The sequence below is a fragment of the Oceanobacillus sp. MO10714A genome (assembly GCF_037072045.1).
Lineage (GTDB): Bacteria > Bacillota > Bacilli > Bacillales > Amphibacillaceae > Oceanobacillus > Oceanobacillus indicireducens.
Genome location: NZ_JAXHDC010000043.1, coordinates 1 through 19,146, shown reverse-complemented (window position 1 = coordinate 19,146; position 19,146 = coordinate 1). Strand labels below are relative to the sequence as shown.

General features: G+C 40.3%; 21 protein-coding genes and 1 riboswitch. Of the genes, 6 read left to right on the top strand and 15 right to left on the bottom strand.

Features of this window, described 5'->3' with window-relative positions; genetic code table 11:
- Nucleotides 1-368 precede the first annotated feature (368 nt).
- From SPD53_RS16040 to SPD53_RS16030, 3 genes are all read right to left on the bottom strand, one after another.
- Entirely contained in the window at nucleotides 369-833 is a 465-nt protein-coding gene (locus SPD53_RS16040; RefSeq protein WP_156855819.1) for a KGG domain-containing protein, read from the bottom strand.
- 127 nt (nucleotides 834-960) lie between these two features.
- Entirely contained in the window at nucleotides 961-1,110 is a 150-nt protein-coding gene (locus tag SPD53_RS16035; RefSeq protein WP_156855818.1) for a hypothetical protein, read from the bottom strand.
- A 21-nt stretch (nucleotides 1,111-1,131) separates the two neighbouring features.
- On the bottom strand, nucleotides 1,132-2,394 hold the full coding sequence (locus SPD53_RS16030; protein WP_336253160.1) for a hypothetical protein: 1,263 nt from the start codon (nucleotides 2,392-2,394) through the stop codon (nucleotides 1,132-1,134).
- A 235-nt stretch (nucleotides 2,395-2,629) separates the two neighbouring features.
- Between SPD53_RS16030 and SPD53_RS16025 the strand changes: the two genes are divergently transcribed.
- Entirely contained in the window at nucleotides 2,630-3,313 is a 684-nt protein-coding gene (locus SPD53_RS16025) for a DUF421 domain-containing protein (RefSeq protein WP_156855816.1), read from the top strand.
- Nucleotides 3,314-3,360: 47 nt separating this feature from the next.
- Here the strand turns inward: SPD53_RS16025 and SPD53_RS16020 are convergent, their stop codons facing one another.
- The 11 genes from SPD53_RS16020 to SPD53_RS15970 all read right to left on the bottom strand — a co-directional run bounded on the left by SPD53_RS16020 (nucleotide 3,361) and on the right by SPD53_RS15970 (nucleotide 13,725).
- The gene (locus SPD53_RS16020) at nucleotides 3,361-3,501 is read right to left on the bottom strand and encodes a hypothetical protein (RefSeq protein ID WP_198042602.1); all 141 of its coding nucleotides are present in this window, start codon (nucleotides 3,499-3,501) and stop codon (nucleotides 3,361-3,363) included.
- Nucleotides 3,502-3,728: 227 nt separating this feature from the next.
- On the bottom strand, nucleotides 3,729-4,604 hold the full coding sequence (locus SPD53_RS16015) for a MetQ/NlpA family ABC transporter substrate-binding protein (RefSeq protein ID WP_336253159.1): 876 nt from the start codon (nucleotides 4,602-4,604) through the stop codon (nucleotides 3,729-3,731).
- Between the two features lie 17 nt (nucleotides 4,605-4,621).
- The gene (locus tag SPD53_RS16010; protein ID WP_188858228.1) at nucleotides 4,622-5,278 is read right to left on the bottom strand and encodes a methionine ABC transporter permease; all 657 of its coding nucleotides are present in this window, start codon (nucleotides 5,276-5,278) and stop codon (nucleotides 4,622-4,624) included.
- Complete coding sequence (locus tag SPD53_RS16005) at nucleotides 5,271-6,299, bottom strand: methionine ABC transporter ATP-binding protein (RefSeq protein ID WP_156855811.1); 1,029 nt, start codon at nucleotides 6,297-6,299, stop codon at nucleotides 5,271-5,273. The genes SPD53_RS16010 and SPD53_RS16005 overlap by 8 nt, the downstream gene beginning before the upstream one ends.
- Before the next feature lie 87 nt (nucleotides 6,300-6,386).
- Nucleotides 6,387-6,488, bottom strand: a riboswitch (SAM riboswitch).
- A 52-nt stretch (nucleotides 6,489-6,540) separates the two neighbouring features.
- Nucleotides 6,541-6,861: a thioredoxin family protein gene (locus SPD53_RS16000; protein WP_156855810.1), complete on the bottom strand. Its 321-nt coding sequence runs from the start codon at nucleotides 6,859-6,861 to the stop codon at nucleotides 6,541-6,543.
- 12 nt (nucleotides 6,862-6,873) lie between these two features.
- Nucleotides 6,874-7,230 (bottom strand): toprim domain-containing protein, encoded by a 357-nt coding sequence (locus SPD53_RS15995; protein ID WP_156855809.1) that lies wholly within the window; start codon nucleotides 7,228-7,230, stop codon nucleotides 6,874-6,876.
- Between the two features lie 119 nt (nucleotides 7,231-7,349).
- Nucleotides 7,350-7,733 (bottom strand): glycine cleavage system protein GcvH, encoded by a 384-nt coding sequence (gene gcvH / locus SPD53_RS15990; protein WP_156855807.1) that lies wholly within the window; start codon nucleotides 7,731-7,733, stop codon nucleotides 7,350-7,352.
- Between the two features lie 93 nt (nucleotides 7,734-7,826).
- Nucleotides 7,827-8,183 carry an arsenate reductase family protein gene (locus SPD53_RS15985; protein WP_156855805.1) on the bottom strand — a complete coding sequence of 119 codons (357 nt, stop codon included), beginning with the start codon at nucleotides 8,181-8,183 and terminating at the stop codon, nucleotides 7,827-7,829.
- Nucleotides 8,184-8,318: 135 nt separating this feature from the next.
- Nucleotides 8,319-10,103 (bottom strand): acyl-CoA dehydrogenase family protein, encoded by a 1,785-nt coding sequence (locus tag SPD53_RS15980; RefSeq protein ID WP_156855804.1) that lies wholly within the window; start codon nucleotides 10,101-10,103, stop codon nucleotides 8,319-8,321.
- Nucleotides 10,104-10,142: 39 nt separating this feature from the next.
- Nucleotides 10,143-11,318: an acetyl-CoA C-acetyltransferase gene (locus SPD53_RS15975; RefSeq protein ID WP_156855802.1), complete on the bottom strand. Its 1,176-nt coding sequence runs from the start codon at nucleotides 11,316-11,318 to the stop codon at nucleotides 10,143-10,145.
- 19 nt (nucleotides 11,319-11,337) lie between these two features.
- Entirely contained in the window at nucleotides 11,338-13,725 is a 2,388-nt protein-coding gene (locus tag SPD53_RS15970; protein ID WP_336253158.1) for a 3-hydroxyacyl-CoA dehydrogenase/enoyl-CoA hydratase family protein, read from the bottom strand.
- A 339-nt stretch (nucleotides 13,726-14,064) separates the two neighbouring features.
- On the opposite strand from SPD53_RS15970, the gene SPD53_RS15965 reads away from it, so the two are divergent.
- The 5 genes from SPD53_RS15965 to SPD53_RS15945 all read left to right on the top strand — a co-directional run bounded on the left by SPD53_RS15965 (nucleotide 14,065) and on the right by SPD53_RS15945 (nucleotide 18,206).
- On the top strand, nucleotides 14,065-14,997 hold the full coding sequence (locus SPD53_RS15965) for a metal ABC transporter solute-binding protein, Zn/Mn family (RefSeq protein WP_336253157.1): 933 nt from the start codon (nucleotides 14,065-14,067) through the stop codon (nucleotides 14,995-14,997).
- Nucleotides 14,998-15,011: 14 nt separating this feature from the next.
- The gene (locus tag SPD53_RS15960; RefSeq protein ID WP_336253156.1) at nucleotides 15,012-15,767 is read left to right on the top strand and encodes a metal ABC transporter ATP-binding protein; all 756 of its coding nucleotides are present in this window, start codon (nucleotides 15,012-15,014) and stop codon (nucleotides 15,765-15,767) included.
- 12 nt (nucleotides 15,768-15,779) lie between these two features.
- Nucleotides 15,780-16,628 carry a metal ABC transporter permease gene (locus tag SPD53_RS15955; RefSeq protein ID WP_336253155.1) on the top strand — a complete coding sequence of 283 codons (849 nt, stop codon included), beginning with the start codon at nucleotides 15,780-15,782 and terminating at the stop codon, nucleotides 16,626-16,628.
- A complete protein-coding gene (locus SPD53_RS15950) occupies nucleotides 16,628-17,041 on the top strand; it encodes a Fur family transcriptional regulator (protein WP_156855794.1) in 414 nt (137 codons plus the stop codon). Before SPD53_RS15955 ends, SPD53_RS15950 begins: the two co-directional genes overlap by 1 nt.
- Before the next feature lie 700 nt (nucleotides 17,042-17,741).
- Nucleotides 17,742-18,206, top strand: a complete 465-nt coding sequence (locus tag SPD53_RS15945) for an SH3 domain-containing protein (protein WP_156855793.1) — start codon at nucleotides 17,742-17,744, stop codon at nucleotides 18,204-18,206.
- Between the two features lie 47 nt (nucleotides 18,207-18,253).
- Here the strand turns inward: SPD53_RS15945 and SPD53_RS15940 are convergent, their stop codons facing one another.
- On the bottom strand, nucleotides 18,254-19,060 hold the full coding sequence (locus SPD53_RS15940; protein ID WP_336253154.1) for a VLRF1 family aeRF1-type release factor: 807 nt from the start codon (nucleotides 19,058-19,060) through the stop codon (nucleotides 18,254-18,256).
- Nucleotides 19,061-19,146: the final 86 nt, after the last annotated feature.

Sequence of the window (19,146 nt, the reverse complement as noted above, 5' to 3'; positions counted from 1 at the left end):
GTTACCCCTCCAATCCTCTTTGTTTATACATAAGAAAAACAGCATGATAACTGATCATCCCGTTTCTTCTATAATATATATCTAGTATACACTATATCTCGTTCTCATTTAACTGACAACCCCTGTGGTTAAAGCCGTGGGGTTCTTTTGGATTAAGTAGAAGCTTTTCACCAACAATACACTTCTTAAGGTAAGCTTAGCAACTTTACAACATGATGTTGCTATCCCTACACTGTTGCGCCCTCTAAAGTAGCTTGCTGCCCCCAGAAGATATCGTTCGTAAGTTATGTAAAACATGTTAAAAGCGCAGACAGTACCGAATGGACTGCTGCGCTTTTTCACCTTAAGTGGAGTGTAAATAATTTAAATTATTTGTTGTTATTATTGTTTCGGCGCTCTCGTGTTCGAGATTTTCCACCTTTTTCACCAATATCTTCATAAAAGTCTTGGTCATGGTTCCGTGCAGTTGCCTCGCCACCCTTTTGACCAATTTCTTCATAGAATTCCTGATCGTGGTTTCGGGAAGTAGCTTCTCCTCCCTTTTGACCGATCTCTTCATAGAATTCCCGGTCGTGGTTCCGTGCAGTTGCCTCGCCACCTTTTTGACCAATTTCTTCATAGAATTCGCGGTCATGATTTTGCGCTGTAGCTTCCCCGCCTTTTTGACCGATCTCTTCATAAAATTCCTGATCATGGTTCTGTGAAGTAGCCTCGCCACCCTTTTGACCAATTTCTTCATAGAAATCTTGGTCGTGGTTTCTTGAAGTTACTTTACCACCTTTTCTTCCTGCTTGCTCACGAGACATCTTACCATTATTGTTGTTTTTAACCATTTGTAAAAACTCCTTTCATGATGATAATTCTTGCTCGTACATTACTTTAGATTCCACATTTTATTAAAGTTAAACCCAACAAACGACATTTAATAGAGTTGTTTTCCACTTGTAACATTTGTAACATCTATTTATTTTTCTTCAACTTATCGTAGACCTTTTCGACGGCAATTTCTTTTTCTTTTTTCTCTTTATCCTCTAGTTCAAACTCCATCCGGTCCTCCGGCGGCAGCTGAAAATAAGCATTCTTCTTTGAATCATTATCCTTAGGCAGCATGTCACTCTCTCCTTTCCAATGCTATAAATAGGCATTTATTTCCTCATCAACGTAATTCTTCCGTTTCATCCAGATGAAACCGTCTCCCTTTGTAATAATCGCGACGTCAATTGGCGGTCCTGCTGATTCGGTCGCTCTCGTTACTCGGCGTTTAAATGTCGTCAAGGAGACGAGGGCCTCCGCCATATCTGCCAGCTCTTCTTTTGGCAAGGAACGGACAACACCAAGTAGGGGTTCAATATAATTCCTTTCCTGGTATTCTGTAATAGCACTTTCTATAGACTCATACATTTCTCTACCCATTACTTTCAAGTCTTTAACTTGTTCTTTTGTAAAATCGAGTGATAGACGTTTTTGAATTTCTTCAGGATAATTTCTCAATACACCCGAAATGATATTAAATATAAGATCTTCCATATTCGGTTCGATACCGCTTATGAAGGAGTCAACCATTTCTCTTTGAGCAAATGCGGTAATCGTGGCTGTACCATCATCTTTATCCGTCGTATAACTAATTTTTTTATCTTTTAATTTCTTATATTTCAGTTGACCAAAGATAAATCCTTCCAATCTATAATTTAATAGACGTGGAAAAATATCTTCTTCTCCATATCCGCCAATTACAAATCCAGTACTCCCTACGCTGAAATAGTCCTTCCGAACAGCTTCAAAAGCTAATTTGTAAAACTGCTCTGTCAGTTCTGCCGGAACATCATATTTAATCAGTTCATCGATTATTTCAATAACTACCGAACCAAAGCGTTCTTTAAAAGCATTTTCTTCCATCTCTATAAAATTATTTTCTTCTTTTTGATAGGATTTAATTAGTTGACGAGTAGCTTCCCCAAGCCAGTTGGTAACCCGCTCGGACGAGACCCCCTCCTCCATATGCTCTTTTCTTGCCATTCGTTCTTCCACTTCTTTGACTATCCGTTTTAGATTATCGGAAAAAATACGATACACAATAATTTCTTCGACATATTTATCTCTGAACCGTTCATCTTCATCCAAAAAGCAAAAGAAATCATGGAGATAATCTTTTACATTCGGAAACTTTTTTGTCCCGAGATTATTCCGGTACGCTTTGATAATGACTTCCCAAGGAACTTCCATAAAGGACCCAGCCCCATATATCATGATTCCAATTGAATGTTCTTTCGATAATGAAAATAATTTATTGGCCGTATTATATACTTTTTGTACACCTTCTCTACCGCTTGTTATTGCACTGTCTGCAGCCATTGCGATTCCTTGTTTATTCAGTACTGCCACTTCAGCCGTCATTTTCGAATGCTCCTTTATTGGTTATTTGTAAATCCCTGATTCTATTCAACTAACATTCAGTGGGGAGGTAAGAAACGGTAAGGATCCCCACTGAATGAAGTTTCACTTTATATGTATTCCTTACCCGTGTCACCCAAGTGGAAAACGGAAGCAGCGATATATTCAACTTAGTAGATTAGTTCGTTCAATAAAGGGTATTACAATTAAAAAAATAAAGCAGAGGTGAATAACAAGTATGGCGACATCGATGACAATAAAAATAATCTGTGGTTTACTCGCATTACTGATTGTAGTCCGTTTGTTAGGAAAGAAAGAACTATCTCAAATTACTCCATTTGATTTTGTATATATCCTTGTACTCGGAGGCTTGCTCGAAGAATCGGTTTATGATGACAAAGTCACTGTTTGGCAAGTATTGGCAGCCATTGCCTTATGGTCCCTTCTCATTTACAGTATTGAAAAGATCGTTCAGAAATTCGATATAACAAGGCAAGCAGTAAAAGGAGAACCTACCGTCATTATCCATGATGGTGAACTCGATATAAAAGCTTTGAAAAAGAATAAGCTTGAATCGGAACAGTTGCGTACAATGCTAAGGCAACAAGGCATTTTCTCAATTAATGAAGTGAAATATGGAATACTCGAGCCAAGCGGACAGCTGAGTGTGTTAGAGTATGAACGATCCGTACCAGTCACAGCAGAAATGCTTTCCATCCAACCAAAAGAAGCAGCCCTTAGCTATCTAGTGATTGATGAAGGGAAAATAGTAGGAACAATACTAGAAAAAATCGGAAAAAGTGAAACATGGCTAAAGTCAGAACTTGCGAAGTTAGGCTATACCGAAATCAGTAAAATCTATTACGCGGAATGGTCTAAAAATGACGGCTTTACAATTCGCGGTATGATGAATGAGGTATGAGCTAAAAAGAGCAGAAGACAGACCAAGTAGGCCCGTCTTCTGTTCTTTTAGTATCCAAGCTGATTGTCAATTTCAGCGATGATTTGTTTTGATTCCTGATATTCCCGTTCGCGTTTCCGCTCTACTTTCATTCGGTTTGCTAAATTCGATTCGTATTCGGCAATGCTCATTTTATGATATTCGTTCATTGCCTTCTCCATTTCTTGCGTATAATACTCATTATTAACCGAATTAATAATAAACCACTCCTTTGTTTTCTACATTAAAAGGTTAACACAATAACGCTACCCTGCTCAAAGGAGAAATAAACGTATAGGGTGGAGTATTTAACTGGAAATGAACGATGCTGTAATATAAAGAAAGGAAGCATAAACATTTAAGCTTATGCTTCCTTTTACTACCGATTTCACAAATTTTAATTGCTTCCGCCAACCGGAACAACTGCCCCATCATAATTTTCTAAGATGAAGTTTTGGATTTCTTCCGATTGTAAAACATCAACTAATGTTTGGAACGCAGGATTGTCTTTGTCCTTACTGCGGACGGCGATGACGTTTACATACTCTGAATTCTCGTCTTCAATGAATAACGCATCTTCTAGCGGATTCAGGCCTGCATCGATGGCATAGTTTGTGTTGATTGCAACTAATGCATCCGGCTCCGACTCGTACATTTCTGGTAATAACAATGGATCCACATCTGGTGAGAATGTTAGATTCAATGGATTGTCTACAATATCATCAATTGTTGCCGTAGATTTCTCTGCACTCTCATCCAATGTAATCAAGTCTTGTTGCTCAAATAATGAAAGAATACGTCCATGGTCAGGAATGGAACGGCTGATGATAATCTCTTGACCATCCTCAATCTCATCAAGTGATGTGATATTCTTCGAGTAAACACCCATCGGTTCAATATGGATTCCATCAATATAATCTAAATCATACCCTGTGTCATCAATTGTTTGATCGAGGAACGGAATATGCTGGAAGAAGTTCGCATCGAGCGTACCCGATTCCAAGTCCTCATTCGGTAATACATAATCTTGATACATCTCGATTGTTATATTGATTCCTTCCTCTTCAAGCAACGGCTTAGCTTCTTCTAAAATTTCGGCATGGGGTGTACTTGATGCGCCAATAACGATATCAACCGGTTCTGTGGCTTCTTCTCCAGCGGTGTTATCTGCATCATCTGCACCATTTGCGGTATCTTCTTTTTCTCCACTTGTACCACATGCAGCCAGCAACAGAATGAATGATAGTAGAATTAATCCTAGAAACTTTCTCATCTTTATTCCTCTCCTTTTTATCTTTTATCTATTTTATTGGTAATGAAATCTCCAATAAATTGAATAATAAATACAATGATCAAAATTATTATCGTACAAATAAACACAAGATCAAAGTTCCGGCGCTGGAAACCATAGAAATAAGCATAATCTCCAAGACCGCCTGCCCCAATTATTCCTGCCATCGCGGTATAGCCGATAAGTGCAATAGCTGTAACGGTCAGCCCTGATACGAGAGCTGGTAAGGATTCAGGTATCAATACTTTAAATATAATCGTACTCGTCTTCGCACCGATTGATTTTGCAGCTTCAATGACACCTTTATCAACTTCCCGGAACGCAATCTCCACAAGCCGAGCGTAAAATGGCGCGCTGCCGATAATTAGCGCTGGTAGCGCAGCACTTGGTCCTCGAATCGTCCCAATAAGGAAATTTGTAAATGGAAATAATAACAGAATCAATATTATAAACGGAATCGAACGGAATACGTTGACAACAGATGCGGTTATTGCATTAATGACTTTATTTTCCCAAATACCGCCTCTTGCTGTAAGAAATAGTAATAATCCAAGAAGTATTCCGATGACCAAGGTGCCTAATAGCGAAATAATTGTCATATAAAAAGTTTCATTAGTCGCTGTTAACAGCTCGTCCATATTCACATTTTCAAACATTTAGGATGACCTCCAATTCCACGGAGGTTTTCGTTTGAACATAGAGAATAGCACGGTCAATTTCCGCATCCTCACCAGTAATTTGAACAAACAATGTTCCGTAACTTCCGGTCTTCGTATTCGTAATCTTGCCTTGGATAATATTGATATCGATGGCAAACTGTTTCGCAAGCTGACTGATTAAAGCTTTGTTTGCTGATTCTCCGATAAATTGCAGTTTGATGAGCTTTCCTTCTGGATTATCTTGCAGCATACTTGGGATCGCATCCTCTTCCTCTGCATTTCCCATCACCTGGCTAACAAATTTCTTTGTTATTTGTTGTTTCGGATGAAGGAAAACATCGAGGACATCTCCCATTTCCACTACTTTTCCCTCTTCCATAACAGCAACCCGGTGGCAAATTTTCCGGATGACCTGCATTTCGTGGGTAATCAGAATAATTGTGAGTCCCATCTTTTCATTGATGTCAACGAGTAGATCCAAAATAGATGTTGTCGTTTCCGGGTCAAGAGCAGATGTCGCTTCATCACAAAGTAATAGTTTCGGTTTGTTCGCCAGTGATCTAGCAATACCGACACGCTGTTTTTGTCCACCACTTAATTCAGATGGATAAGCATCTTCCCGACCAGTTAAACCGACCAAGTCGATCAATTCTTGAACCCGCTGTTTACGCTCCGTTTTGCTCACTCCAGCAATTTCAAGCGGGAATGCAATGTTCTCTGCCACAGTCCGCGACCATAGTAAATTAAAATGTTGAAACACCATTCCAATATCTTGGCGTGCAATGCGGAGATCATTTTTCTTCAAACGTGTTATGTCTTTATCACCTATTGTTACTGATCCACCTGATGGCTCCTCCAACCGATTGAGCAAGCGGATGAAGGTACTTTTACCAGCACCACTATAACCAATAACGCCAAATATTTCTCCTTCTTTTATATCCAGATCCAAATCATCAACTGCAATGATTTGCCTTTCTTTTGTAACGTATTGCTTCCTTAAACCTTTAATGGAAATCAACGTACTATCTCCTTCCAAATAAATCAAAAAAGCGTCTTTCTATTCGAGAACAGAAAGACGCTTTTACCTATAGTTGCATTTCTTGTTCTCTTATCTATCAAGATATTAGCAGGAATTGGCACCTTTCAAACGACTTTGAAGGTTGCCGCGGTTTCACAGGGCCAGTCCCTCCACCGCTCTCGATAAGAGCATACCTATTCAATTAACATAAAGAAATCATAGCATGAGTTGAGTTATGCTGTCAATAGCTTTCCCCAGCGAAGAGCTCAGGCTTATATTCGAAAAGATAACGATAAATATTACCGGTAGAATAGAAAGTATACACTTTCTCCTTTACTTCATTATTCTCCTTAATTAATAAACAAGGCACGTTCTCTATTTTATGTTCGTGTAAGAAAGCTTCTTCAAAATTGGCATTCATTTCATAAAATATTTCTTCGCCATGAATGTCTTCAATTTTTTCAAGTATCGTCCTAGCGATATGGCATGTGCCACAAAATGGCGAATAAATATATAATAAGTAAGAATCTTTCTTTAGCTGTTTTGATATTACTTTCTGCATAGACTCACCTGACTAATATAAAAATGTTGGTCGTACTGAAAAATGTTTTGCAACGAGTAAGGAGGCAAGGATTTTATAAGGGGTAGTTGCGACTTCACGGTAATCCCTGCTAATATAAATATGGTCGGCATGAGGGAGTTCCCGTGCCAGTTGTTTTCGTAGTTTCAAGCCATTTTTATCTTCATCGACAAAGATGTAGACATCATTTTCATCTAAGTTATATGTTTCTAACAGCTCATCAAACCAATGGACGCTTAGTGAGCCGTTTGTACAAATAATCGTGACTTCTTCGCTTAGAATTTCTTCTATCTTACGTTTATCTGTCAACCCCTCCACAATAATAACTTTTTCGGTTTCGTGCGCTATCATACCCTGCCACTCCTTATCCGATCAAATCATCCACCTATTATAGCATATGAAAGAAAGGAGGCTGACTATACTGTTTTATTGTATAGTTAGTCCCCCTCCTTTTTTGTCTTGCTTTAGTATTATTCTTCTATGATTGCTTTGTATTCTTCAGCTGTCAGTAAATTATCCCATTCGCTTGCGTCCTCTAGTTCTACAACGATCATCCAAGCCTGTTCATATGGAGATTCGTTGACAAGTTCTGGGCTGTCTTCCAATTCTTCATTGATTTCAACTATTGTCCCTTTGACTGGTGCATATAGCTCGGAAACTGTTTTTACCGATTCTACACTGCCAAATGAATCGTCCGCTTCGACTGTGTCGCCCTCTTCCGGAAGTTCGACAAACACGATATCTCCAAGTTCATCTTGAGCGAAATCAGTAATTCCGATGCGCACTTTATTGTCGCTCTCTTTCTTAATCCACTCGTGCTCTTTCGTATAACGTAAGTCCTCTGGTAAATTCATCGGTTATCATCCTTTCCGTTTCTTCTACTCCAACTATACAATGGATAGATTAGAAAATCTACTGTACATCACATTTTCTCTTTACCTTCTGTACTAATTCCAAGTTGATTCGTATTCGTCTTCTTTAAAACCAACAGTGATTTTGTCTCCCATCGCTGCTATCGGCCGTTTTATCAACATGCCGTCAGAAGCTAGGTATTCTGCCATTTCTTCAACTGAAGCATCTTTAATCTTCTCTTTCATATTCAATTCGCGATATTTTTTACCGCTCGTATTAAAGAACTTCTTCGGTTCTAGACCACTTTTTTCAATTAATTGTAAAATCTTATCCTTAGATGGTGTATCCTCAACGATATGGACTGCCTCAAAGTCGATATCGTTCGCTTCCAACCACTTCTTCGCATTTCTGCACGTGCCGCATTTTGGATACCAGTAAAAAGTCATACTCATTTTAAAAACCAGCTCCTTTATGTAATTACCACTATTTTAACATAGAAGGTTTGTTGACACATGTATTTGCTACAGAGCTCGTATGGTTTAAAAAAAATCGTCCGGAGCATATTCTATACTCCGGACGAACTGAAATTATACGATATATTTTTCACTTTCGATGAGTGATTTGGCGATTTCCCGTTTCTTCGCAATAACATTCGTCGGTTCATGACGGGTCAATTTACGTAAGGAAGAGAGCATCATCCGTAGAGTATCTCCATCTTCCACCGCAATTAAGATCTCTTTTGCCGCTGCCTCAATCCGATTGAATGCTTCCTGTACATATACTTGTGTATAAAGCAGTTTCAGCTCATTCTTCTCCTCTCCCGTCTGATGAATCGCTTTTTCAGTACGGAGGAGGGCTGATTCCATATTAAAGACATCTCCAACCATATTGGCCAAGTGGACGAGAATTTCTTGCTCATTCTCAAGTTTCTGCATGTATTTCTGTGCCGCCAAACCTGCACCTAAGAGAACAATTTTCTTTGCATTACGCACTAAATGCTTTTCCTGATCAAGTGGTTCTGTGCCAACTTCTTCAGGCATCATCATCATAAGCTCTTCCTGAAGTCCTTGGGCTTTCTGTAATAATGGCAGTTCCCCTTTCATTGCCTTTTTCAGCAATGTTCCCGGAACGAGCAGTCGGTTGATTTCATTCGTACCTTCAAATATCCGGTTGATCCTGGAATCCCGGTAGATTCTTTCTACTTCATATTCCTCCATGAACCCATACCCACCATGCAGCTGAACCGCTTCGTCAGCGGTGCGGTCAAGTAATTCTGTCGCCATATATTTCGTAATCGAGCATTCGATTTGGTACTCAGCAATTGCCCGGGCAATTTCCCGACCGTCCTCAAGTTCTTCATCAGACAAAGCACCCATCCGCTGCTCGAACAATCCAACTGTACGATAAACCGCACTCTCATTTGCATAGATTTCACTCGCCATCGTAGCAAGCTTAGATTGGGTTAGGGAGAAGCTTGAAATTGGTACACTGAATTGTTTCCGTTCATTCACATATTTTGCCGCTAGTTCAAATGCCCGTTTCGAACCACCGACACCACCGACGGCTAGTTTGTAACGTCCAACGTTTAAAATATTAAAGGCAATAATATGTCCTCTACCTTTTTCACCTAGGAGATTTTCTACCGGTACTTCTGCATCTTCCAAAATCAGTGTCCGGGTTGATGAACTCTTAATCCCCATCTTTTTCTCTTCCAAACCAGTGGACACACCTGGATAATCGCGTTCTACAATGAACGCAGAGAAATGTTCACCATCAATTTTTGCATAGACGACAAATACATCTGCGAACGCGGAGTTCGTGATCCACTGCTTTTCCCCATTCAAAATATAATGGGTTCCTGCCTCATTCAGCTTAGCAGTCGCTTTTGCCCCGAGAGCGTCTGAACCGGAGCCAGGTTCTGTCAGGGCATAGGCAGCGATTAGCTCGCCCGTCGCAAGCTTCGGCAAATACTTCTCCTTCTGTTCTTTATTCCCGAAAAACACAATTGGCAGCGAGCCGATACCGACATGGGCTCCATGAGTAATGGAAAATCCTCCCGCTGGTGCCATTTTCTCTGTAATCAAGGATGAGCTAATCTTATCCAGACCAAGCCCACCGTAAGCCTCCGGAACATCTGCACCGAGCAGACCTAGCTCTCCCGCCTTTTTCAATAATTCTACGGAATGTTCGAATTCGTGGTTTTCTAACTTGTCGATAAGCGGGACGACTTCATTGTTAACATATTCCTCTGTTGTTTTCGCAATCATTTTATGCTCATCTGTTAAGTCCTCAGGAGTGATAATGTCCTCACCGGTTAATTCTTCAATGAGGAAGGCTCCTCCTTTAAAAAGTTTGTCTTTTGTTTCGCTCATAATTGATCTTCTCCTTTTATTAAAAGTTAGTTGTAAAGATTAAATTAGCTCAAATACTCCTGCTGCTCCCATTCCACCGCCAACACACATCGTTACAATTCCAAATTGAACATTTCTGCGGCGCATCTCATGGGCTAAAGTTAGCGTCAGCTTCGTTCCCGTCATTCCTAGCGGGTGTCCGAGTGCAATCGCTCCACCGTTTACATTCACAATAGAAGTATCTAAGTCAAGCGCTTCAATAACTCGTAACGATTGGGATGCGAACGCTTCATTCAGCTCGATCAATCCAATATCCGATAACTCAAGACCGGCAATTTCCAGTGCCTTTGGTATCGCCTTCACAGGACCTACTCCCATAATTTCCGGTTCCACTCCAGCTACAGCATAGGAACGGAATTTTAATAAGGGGGTTAATCCTTCTGCTTGGGCTTTCTCGCGCTCCATTAATAGGACGGTACCTGCCCCATCGCTCATTTGCGAGGAGTTTCCAGCTGTTACAGATCCCTTTATATGAAATGCAGGTCTCAGTTTAGCAAGGACTTCTGTATTTGTATCTGCGCGTACCCCTTCATCCATTGCAAATTGTTTTGTCTGTTCTACAACCTTATTATCCTTACCGATAACACGTTCTGTGACTTCCACCGAGACAATTTCATCAGCGAATTTACCTTCTTCAATTGCTTTGGCTGCCCGCTCATGACTTTGTGCTGCGAAGGCATCTTGATCTGCTCGGGATATATTGAAACGATTCGCCACTTCTTCTGCCGTATGTCCCATGCCCATATAATAGCCAACCGCATCTTCTACGAGTTTCGGGTTTGGTTTAATGACATGTCCGCCCATCGGAATTAAGCTCATCGACTCTGCCCCACCAGCAATAATCGTATCACTCGCGCCAACCATAATACGTTCAGCACCATAGGCGATTGCTTGCAGCCCGGAAGAACAATAGCGATTAATTGTAATTCCCGGAACTTCTTTCGGAAGACCGGCAAGCCCCGCAATATTTCTTGCCATATTCATCCCTTGCTCTGCTTCCGGCATCGCACAACCGATGATGACGTCATCAATATTTCCGGTATAGTCGCCTGCCCTTTTCAATGTTTCTTTGATTGTCAGTGCAGCTAAATCATCCGGTCTTGCGTCTCGTAAACTACCTTTAATCGCCTTACCGACCGGAGTCCTTGCTCCTGCAACGATAACTGCTTCCTTCACATTTTCTCCCCCTTAATCCTTAGTTGCGTAATGGTTTACCTTTCATTAACATGTGTTGCATCCGGGCTTGTGTTTTCGGTTCACCGATTAGACTTAAGAATGCTTCTCGCTCGAAATCGAGCATTGTCTGCTCATCAATAAGCGAACCTTCTTTAATTCTTCCACCGGATAAGACATAGGCTAGCTTTTCGGCAATCTTTACATCATGTTCAGATGCATAACCGCTCATCTGGAGATTTTTTGCCCCGAGCAGCATTGCCGCATAGCCTGCATTTCCAACGACCGGAATTTTTTCTTTTGCAGGTGCCCGGTAACCTGCATGAGCCAGTGCAAGTACTTTTTGTTTGGCATCGTAAATTAAATGATCTGGATTCGCACTGATCGCATCTTTTTGGTCTAGAAATCCTAGCTCTTGTGCTTCTTTTGCGGAAGTTGATACTTTCGCCGTTGCCACTTTTTCAAAGACATCATTCGCGACCTTCGATAAGTCAAAATCGATCCCCTTTGGCATATTGCGAAGTTGTTTTAGATAAAGTTCTTTCGTGCCGCCCCCACCAGGTATAAGACCGACACCAACTTCGACAAGTCCCATATATGTTTCCGGTGACGCTTGAATTGCTGCTGCAGGTAGCGACACTTCTGCCCCGCCTCCAAGCGCCATATTAAACGGAGCGACGACTACTGGTTTATTTGCATATTTAATGTTTGTCGTCATATTTTGAAACATACGGATGACCATATCAAGTTCATAGAAATTATCATCCTGTGCTTCCATTAACATTAATGCGAGATTAGCACCTACACAGAAGTTTTTACCTTGGTTTCCAATAACAAGCCCCTCATAGTTAGTTTCAGCTTCCTCGATTGCTGTGTTCACCATTTGCATAATATCGAGGCCAATCGCATTATTTGGTGAATGGAATTCAAGTAATAGAACACCATCATCTAAATCTATTAAACTTGCACCAGTATTTTTCTTGATTACATTTGATTCATTCTTAAAGAGTCTTAGATTCACTTCTTTCGGATTTGTCTTAAGCTCTTCAAATTCATTGCCATTATAATAAGTTATTTCTCCGTCTGCTTGTTTATAAAAAGATTCATGTCCTTTTTCAATTAACGCTAGCACCCAGCTTGGTACTGTTTCCCCTTCACGTTGCATCCGCTTGGTTGCTTGTTTTAAACCAATCGCATCCCATGTCTCAAATGGTCCGATATCCCAACCAAATCCCCATTTCATCGCTTGGTCAATAGCCGTAATATCATCGGCAATTTCACCGACCAGTTCGGCGGAATAAATAAGGACCGGTTTTAATAAAGACCAAACGAGCTTAGCTGCTGGATCATCAGGCATTGATAGAAGCGCTTTCATTTTGGCTCGAGATCCTTTTGCTTGCTTTGCCATTTCGATTGCTGGTGTTTGTAATTTCTTTCGTTCACCAAATTCAAGTGTATCCGGATCAATTTCATAAATGACTCCAGCTTTTTTCTCGTAAAATCCCTTTCCAGATTTAGAACCGAGCCAACCATTTTCAACCATTTTCTGCATAAATGGCGGCGGATCAAATACTTCCTTTTCTTTTCCTTCCACTTTGTCATAGACGTTTCGTGCGACGTGCAGAAATGTATCAAGGCCGACTACATCCAATGTACGGAACGTGGCACTCTTCGGTCTACCGATAAGTGGACCAGTAACCGAATCAACTTCCCCAACACTAAATCCTTGTTCAAGCATTTCCCTTAGTGTGATAAGAAGCCCATATGTCCCAATTCGGTTTGCTATAAAGTTTGGCGTGTCCTTCGCTTCTACAACCCCTTTACCAAGAACATTCTCACCGAATACTTTCATGGACTCAAGTACATCTGGATCGGTATGTGAGGTCGGAATTACTTCCAACAATTTTAAGTAACGCGGTGGATTAAAGAAATGTGTTCCTAGGAAATGTTTCTTCATATCCTCACTACAGTCTTCAATCATCGCTTCTACAGATATTCCTGATGTGTTGGAACTAACAATACTGCCCTTCTTCCGGTGTTTATCCACATTTGCAAATACTTGCTTCTTGATTTCGAGATTCTCTGTCACTACTTCAATAATCCAATCGGCTTCCTCTAAGCGTTCCATATCATCTTCAAAGTTCCCAATTTCAATCAAATCAAGACTTGCCTTCGATGTAATGGGTGATGGCTTTTGCTTTAATAATGCCTGTTTACTTTTCTCGGCTATCCGATTACGCACTCTTTTGTCTTCTAGCGACAATCCTTGTTTTTCCTCTTGCACCGTTAATTCAGATGGTACAATGTCGAGCATTTGTACAGGAATGCCGTTATTTGCTAAGTGTGCGGCGATTCCAGACCCCATTACTCCAGAGCCTAATACAGCAGCTCGCTTGATTGACCGTTTCATGTTTTATCCCCCAATCCATATCTTTGAATGAATGCTCATTCATTATTCTTTAAAAAAATAAGAGAACAATCTCTTAACCTGCTTTTAGTATAAAATACTTTCTGATATTTCGCAACAGAGATGTTGATTTTTTTCTAAATCGAAATGATTATTATTTACAAATCGTAACGGTTACGATATGATTAGAAAAGAATTTCATAAGCTGATTGCCATCATTCAGCATAAGTATTCTTGCTCTTCCGCTTATATTAGAGCTCTGCTCACCTTTCAGGTCCATGATTGTTGAATATTAATAAGGAATTATTATAGGAAGAATTTCATCGTACAGGAGGATGTTCATTGAGAGTATTGAAACGTAATTTTATCTTTTTATTATTTATTTTATTATTAGCCGGTTGTAACACGGCATCAAATGATACCGACCAATCAAAAGGGACAATATATACAACAATATATCCGTTACAATTTATCGTTGAGGAGATTGCTGGTGATCTTGTTGAAGTACAGACCGTTTATCCTCCTGGTGTGGATGAGCATACGTATGAACCTGCGGCAAAGGAATTGGCAAAGATTGCGGAAGGTGATGCTTTTATTTATATCGGCGCAGGGCTTGAAGCATTAGCAAGTACCGCTGCCAGCGCTTTAGAAAATGAAGATGTGAAGTTAATCGAAATCGGTCAGCATGAACAATTATTCTTAGCCCAAGAAGATGACCATGACGCTCACGAAGATCATGATCATCACCACGGAGACAAGGATCCGCATATTTGGCTCGATCCGATTCGCATGATTGAGATTGCTGAGATTATTCATGATGAGTTAAGTGAACAATATCCGGATGAAGCAGAACGGTTTGCGGAAAACTTTACCCATTTAAAAGAACAACTTCAAGCAATAGATGATGAATTCACAGAATTACTTGCAACAAAGTCAACTAAAAAATTACTCGTCACCCATGCAGCTTTCGGTTATTGGGAAGAACGCTACGGAATTGAACAAATTTCCATCCACGGGCTTTCCACGGAAAATGAACCATCCCAGAAAGAATTAGTAGAAATCATTGACGTAGTAAAAGAAAATAACATCAATCATATTATTTTTGAACAAAATGTAAAAACTCGAGTTGCTGAAGTGATTCAGCAAGAGATAAATGCTGAACCGTTAATTATCCATAATCTTGCAGTACTCACCGATGAAGATATTAAAGAAAATCGGGATTACCTCTCCATTATGAAAGATAATTTAGCAGTTCTCGATGAAGCAATGAATTGAAAGGATGTGTTCCAATGAATGAACCTATTATAACGATGCATAATGTCAGCTTTTCCTATCAAAACAAACCAATACTCGATGGGATTAATTTTGAACTTCCAAAGGGCAAGTTTATGGGCCTAGTTGGTCCGAACGGGGGTGGAAAAACCACTCTGATCAAACTGATTCTCGGCTTGCTTAAACCAGATGAAGGAAATGTAACTTTATTCGGCGTACCACTGGAAAAGTTTCAAGAAAGAAATAAAATCGGGTTCGTTTCGCAAAAAGCAAATAGCTTTAATACAGGTTTCCCTGCAACTGTTTTTGAAGTCGTTTCAACCGGTCTTACGGCAAAGCTTGGCTATTTTAAATTTTTAAATAAACAAGATAAACAAAACATCCTAAGAGCACTTGAATTGGTCGATATGAGTGGTTTTGCCAATGAAAATATCGGAAAGCTTTCTGGCGGACAACAACAGCGGGTATTCATCGCTAGGGCACTTGTAAGTGAGCCGGAATTATTGATTCTCGATGAGCCAACTGTTGGAGTTGACCAGGAAAATGTGAAACGATTCTATGAGTTACTACACAAATTGAATGAGGAACAAGAGATAACGATTCTTTTAGTCACCCATGACACTGAGATTATGACGGAATATGCGACAGATGTTGTCTGTTTGAATAAGACACTGCATTTCCATGGAAATCCTGAAGAATATTGTTCCCTTTCCGATAAAGACCTATCTTTATTTTATGGACATCCAGTCACAACGATTGTCCATCATTCGTAATGGAGGAATATTATGCTAGCTGACTTTTTAAACTATGAATTTTTACGATATACATTTATAACTGGCTTATTAATTGGAATCATCGCTCCATTACTCGGAACTTTCATTGTCGTCCGCAGGCTTTCTTTAATTGCGGATGCCTTATCCCATGTTACATTGGCAGGGATTGCCTTTGGGTTAATGATCGAGAAGTTACTTCTCATCACCTTCCCCCCTCTTTACAGCGGGATGGCCTTCTCCGTCATCGGTTCCATTTTTATTGAAAAGCTGCGTACGGTTTATAAAACATATCAGGAATTGGCAATTCCGATTATCCTTTCTGCCGGTGTCGGATTAAGTGTTATTTTCATATCTCTAGCTAATGGATTTAACACGGATTTATTCGGATATTTATTCGGATCGGTTTCCGCTGTAAGCCAAAGTGACTTCTTATTGATTTTCATAATATTTATTATCGTCGTTCTGATCGTCACTTTTTTCTATAAAGAACTGCTTACTCTATCCTTTGATGAAGAACATGCAACGATCTCAGGCATTCATACGAAACACATTCACCTGTTATTTATTGTGCTAACTGCTCTTGTTATTGCTGCTTCAATGCGGATTGTTGGAGTCTTACTCGTCTCCGCTCTTATGACCCTCCCTGTCGCTGCAGCGATGCGGATTGCAAAAGGGTTTAAACAAATGTTGTTTTTATCTATTTTGTTCGGTGAAATTTCTGTTATCATTGGTATTATAAGCGGATATTATTTAAGTATCCCGCCAGGTGGAACAATTGTCATGATTGCCGTCACGATTTTACTGTTAACAATCGGGATTAAACGGAGTCGGAAATCACAACAAGAAATGAGGGAAGCCTAATGAATTTACAGAATGCGATGGAAGTGCTAAGAAAGAATGGGTATAAATCAACTGGGCGCAGGAAAGATATTTTAACTTTTTTCGAAAAAGCCGATGGATACCGGACAGCGAAAGAACTGCATCAATTTATGGAAGATAAATATGAAGGAATTAGCTTTGACACCGTGTACCGGAATTTACATTTATATGATGAAATGAAAATTCTTGAAAGCACAGAGTTAAATGGGGAGAAACACTTCCGGATGAAATGTGCGACCCACCATCATCACCATTTTATCTGCAGCAGGTGCGGGAAAACGAAAGAAATTAATATTTGTCCGATGGATGAAGTTGAAAATAAACTGGAGAACTACATGATCGAGGACCACAAATTTGAAATCTACGGCCTCTGTCCCGAATGCCAAGTCGCATAAATAACCAACTCACCTTTCTCATTTTTGACAAAAGTGAATTTTCATTTTGAATGAGAATTACTTTCATACAGCGTAAATGCAAGTTTCTCCTGGAGGTTCGCAGTCCAGACACCTCTCGCTTTCCGCGGGCGGCTGGTGAGCCTCCTCGCAGGCAAGCCTGCTGCGGGGTCTCACCAAGCCTATCGACGAACAGGAAGTTCTAATGCCGGCATTGGTCACAGGACGTGACCGTACTTAGCCGGCCTCCCGCAGGAGTCTCGAGGTGTCTGGACTGCTCCGAGGGAAAGCCTGATTTGGAACACTATTTTTCATTTTAGAAATTAGGATCGCTTATCATAGTGGTGGGTTAGTTTCCATTAATAATAACCCTCTCTATCAGTTCAGTTGCCCGGCGGACGGTGACTCCAACGGGAAAAGCACGAGTCCGAAGACCCCGCAGGAAGCGTTTTTCTTCCGAGGAGGCTGAGGCCGTGCCCGTGGAAAGCATCCGTCCGCCGGGCAACTGAACGGTAATTAGAACGCCAAAAAACTGAAAGAGCTGGACACTTACGCTGTATGAAAGGAAAGCAATTCACAGCTTCTTTCGATTACAAAAGTAAATATAGCTGTTTATCCTGTGAATGTTGAGTAAGTAATGAAAGACTTTTTCGTTTAATTCGTGTATACTACTACTAGATATTATAGTTTAGGAGTTTATAAGATGAAAAGAACGAAAGCTTTTATTGCAATTATACTAACAATCGTTGCGCTTGCCTTCGTTGTTTTTGTAGGCATAATGCAACAAAAATTTACCAATCCAGACCTCGCTTCTATGTCATACCCACAGACAGATACGGAGAGTGCCACAACAGACGAAAAGAACGAATCCGATGAAGAGGAAGCAAAAGATACAGATACTGTAGCTGGAGCTGTTGGTTCGGTTGTAAATGACGAAGAAGCCGACGATACAGTAGATGCTGAAGAAATAGAAGCAACAACTTCAACAAGGACCGTAGAGGTCGAGACCTTAAATGCAAGAAGCGGACCTGGTGTTGATTATGATTTAGTCGGCGTACTTGTCATGAATCAACAAGTCGAAGTTGAAGATCGCGGTGAAGAATGGGTAAAGGTAACAACCGATGAATTCACCGGCTATGTGAATGCAAAATTTTTATCTGAAGAATAAGTTGAAAAAGTAAGAAGAGGTGGGAGTGTCCTACCTCTTCTTACTTTTTATGCGAGCACCTCTTCTAACACTTTTGTTTCTTCATGGTCGAGCATATTTTTCTGTAAAACGGCGTCAATTGGGCGATGCATAAGTTTCCCAAGCTCTTTCGTACTGTCTCCTTCTCCAACCATATAAAGCTGTTCCCATTGATTGTTTTTGGCTATCTTATCTAATTTCGGGGCAATCTTTTTATACCAGCGATGTTGGTTAGCAGCGAATCTCGATTCAAAACTATCCTTATGCACATTGGGACCACCCGCTCCTGCAGTAAATGGGCGCCTTGGGCCTTGTTTTATCTTCCAATCTTCTGTATCTACATCGAGTTCGAAATATGTTATCTCCTTTACCCGATTCGCCTCTGAATCGATCACTTTAACTTGGTTCTGCTGCACGAGAACGATACCAAGCTTTGGATACTTTTCGCTTAGTTCAATAAGTTGATTAATCTCCGGTGTTTCCTGCCAGTAGAACTCATCCTCCAACCGCATTTGTACACATTTAGCAAACCACACATCATCATCTGCCGTCGCATAAATAATAATGCCACGCTGGAGTTGCTGCTCATTCTCCTTAATAAAATCCATCGCTTTCTTTTTAACCTTTTTAAAATTATTTAATTCCTCTGTATTATCATCTTGCTGTAAGTATGTTTCGAAGTTTCTCATCCCGTTCTTCAAGTGGATCTTCCATTCTCCCCCTTGCTGGTTCGGGTCTGATCTATCCGTGTTTAAATACATCGTAAAGACCTTGTTCGCTCCTTCTTTCCGCACATCCTTAAGCCAGTTAATCGTTTCCGTAATAGTAAGACTCACTCCATCGCCTCCTATAGAAAAGATAATTACTTCTTCTTGTATTTATCCTTAATAGAGAGTAGTTAAACATAAGACTGTTTAGCTTA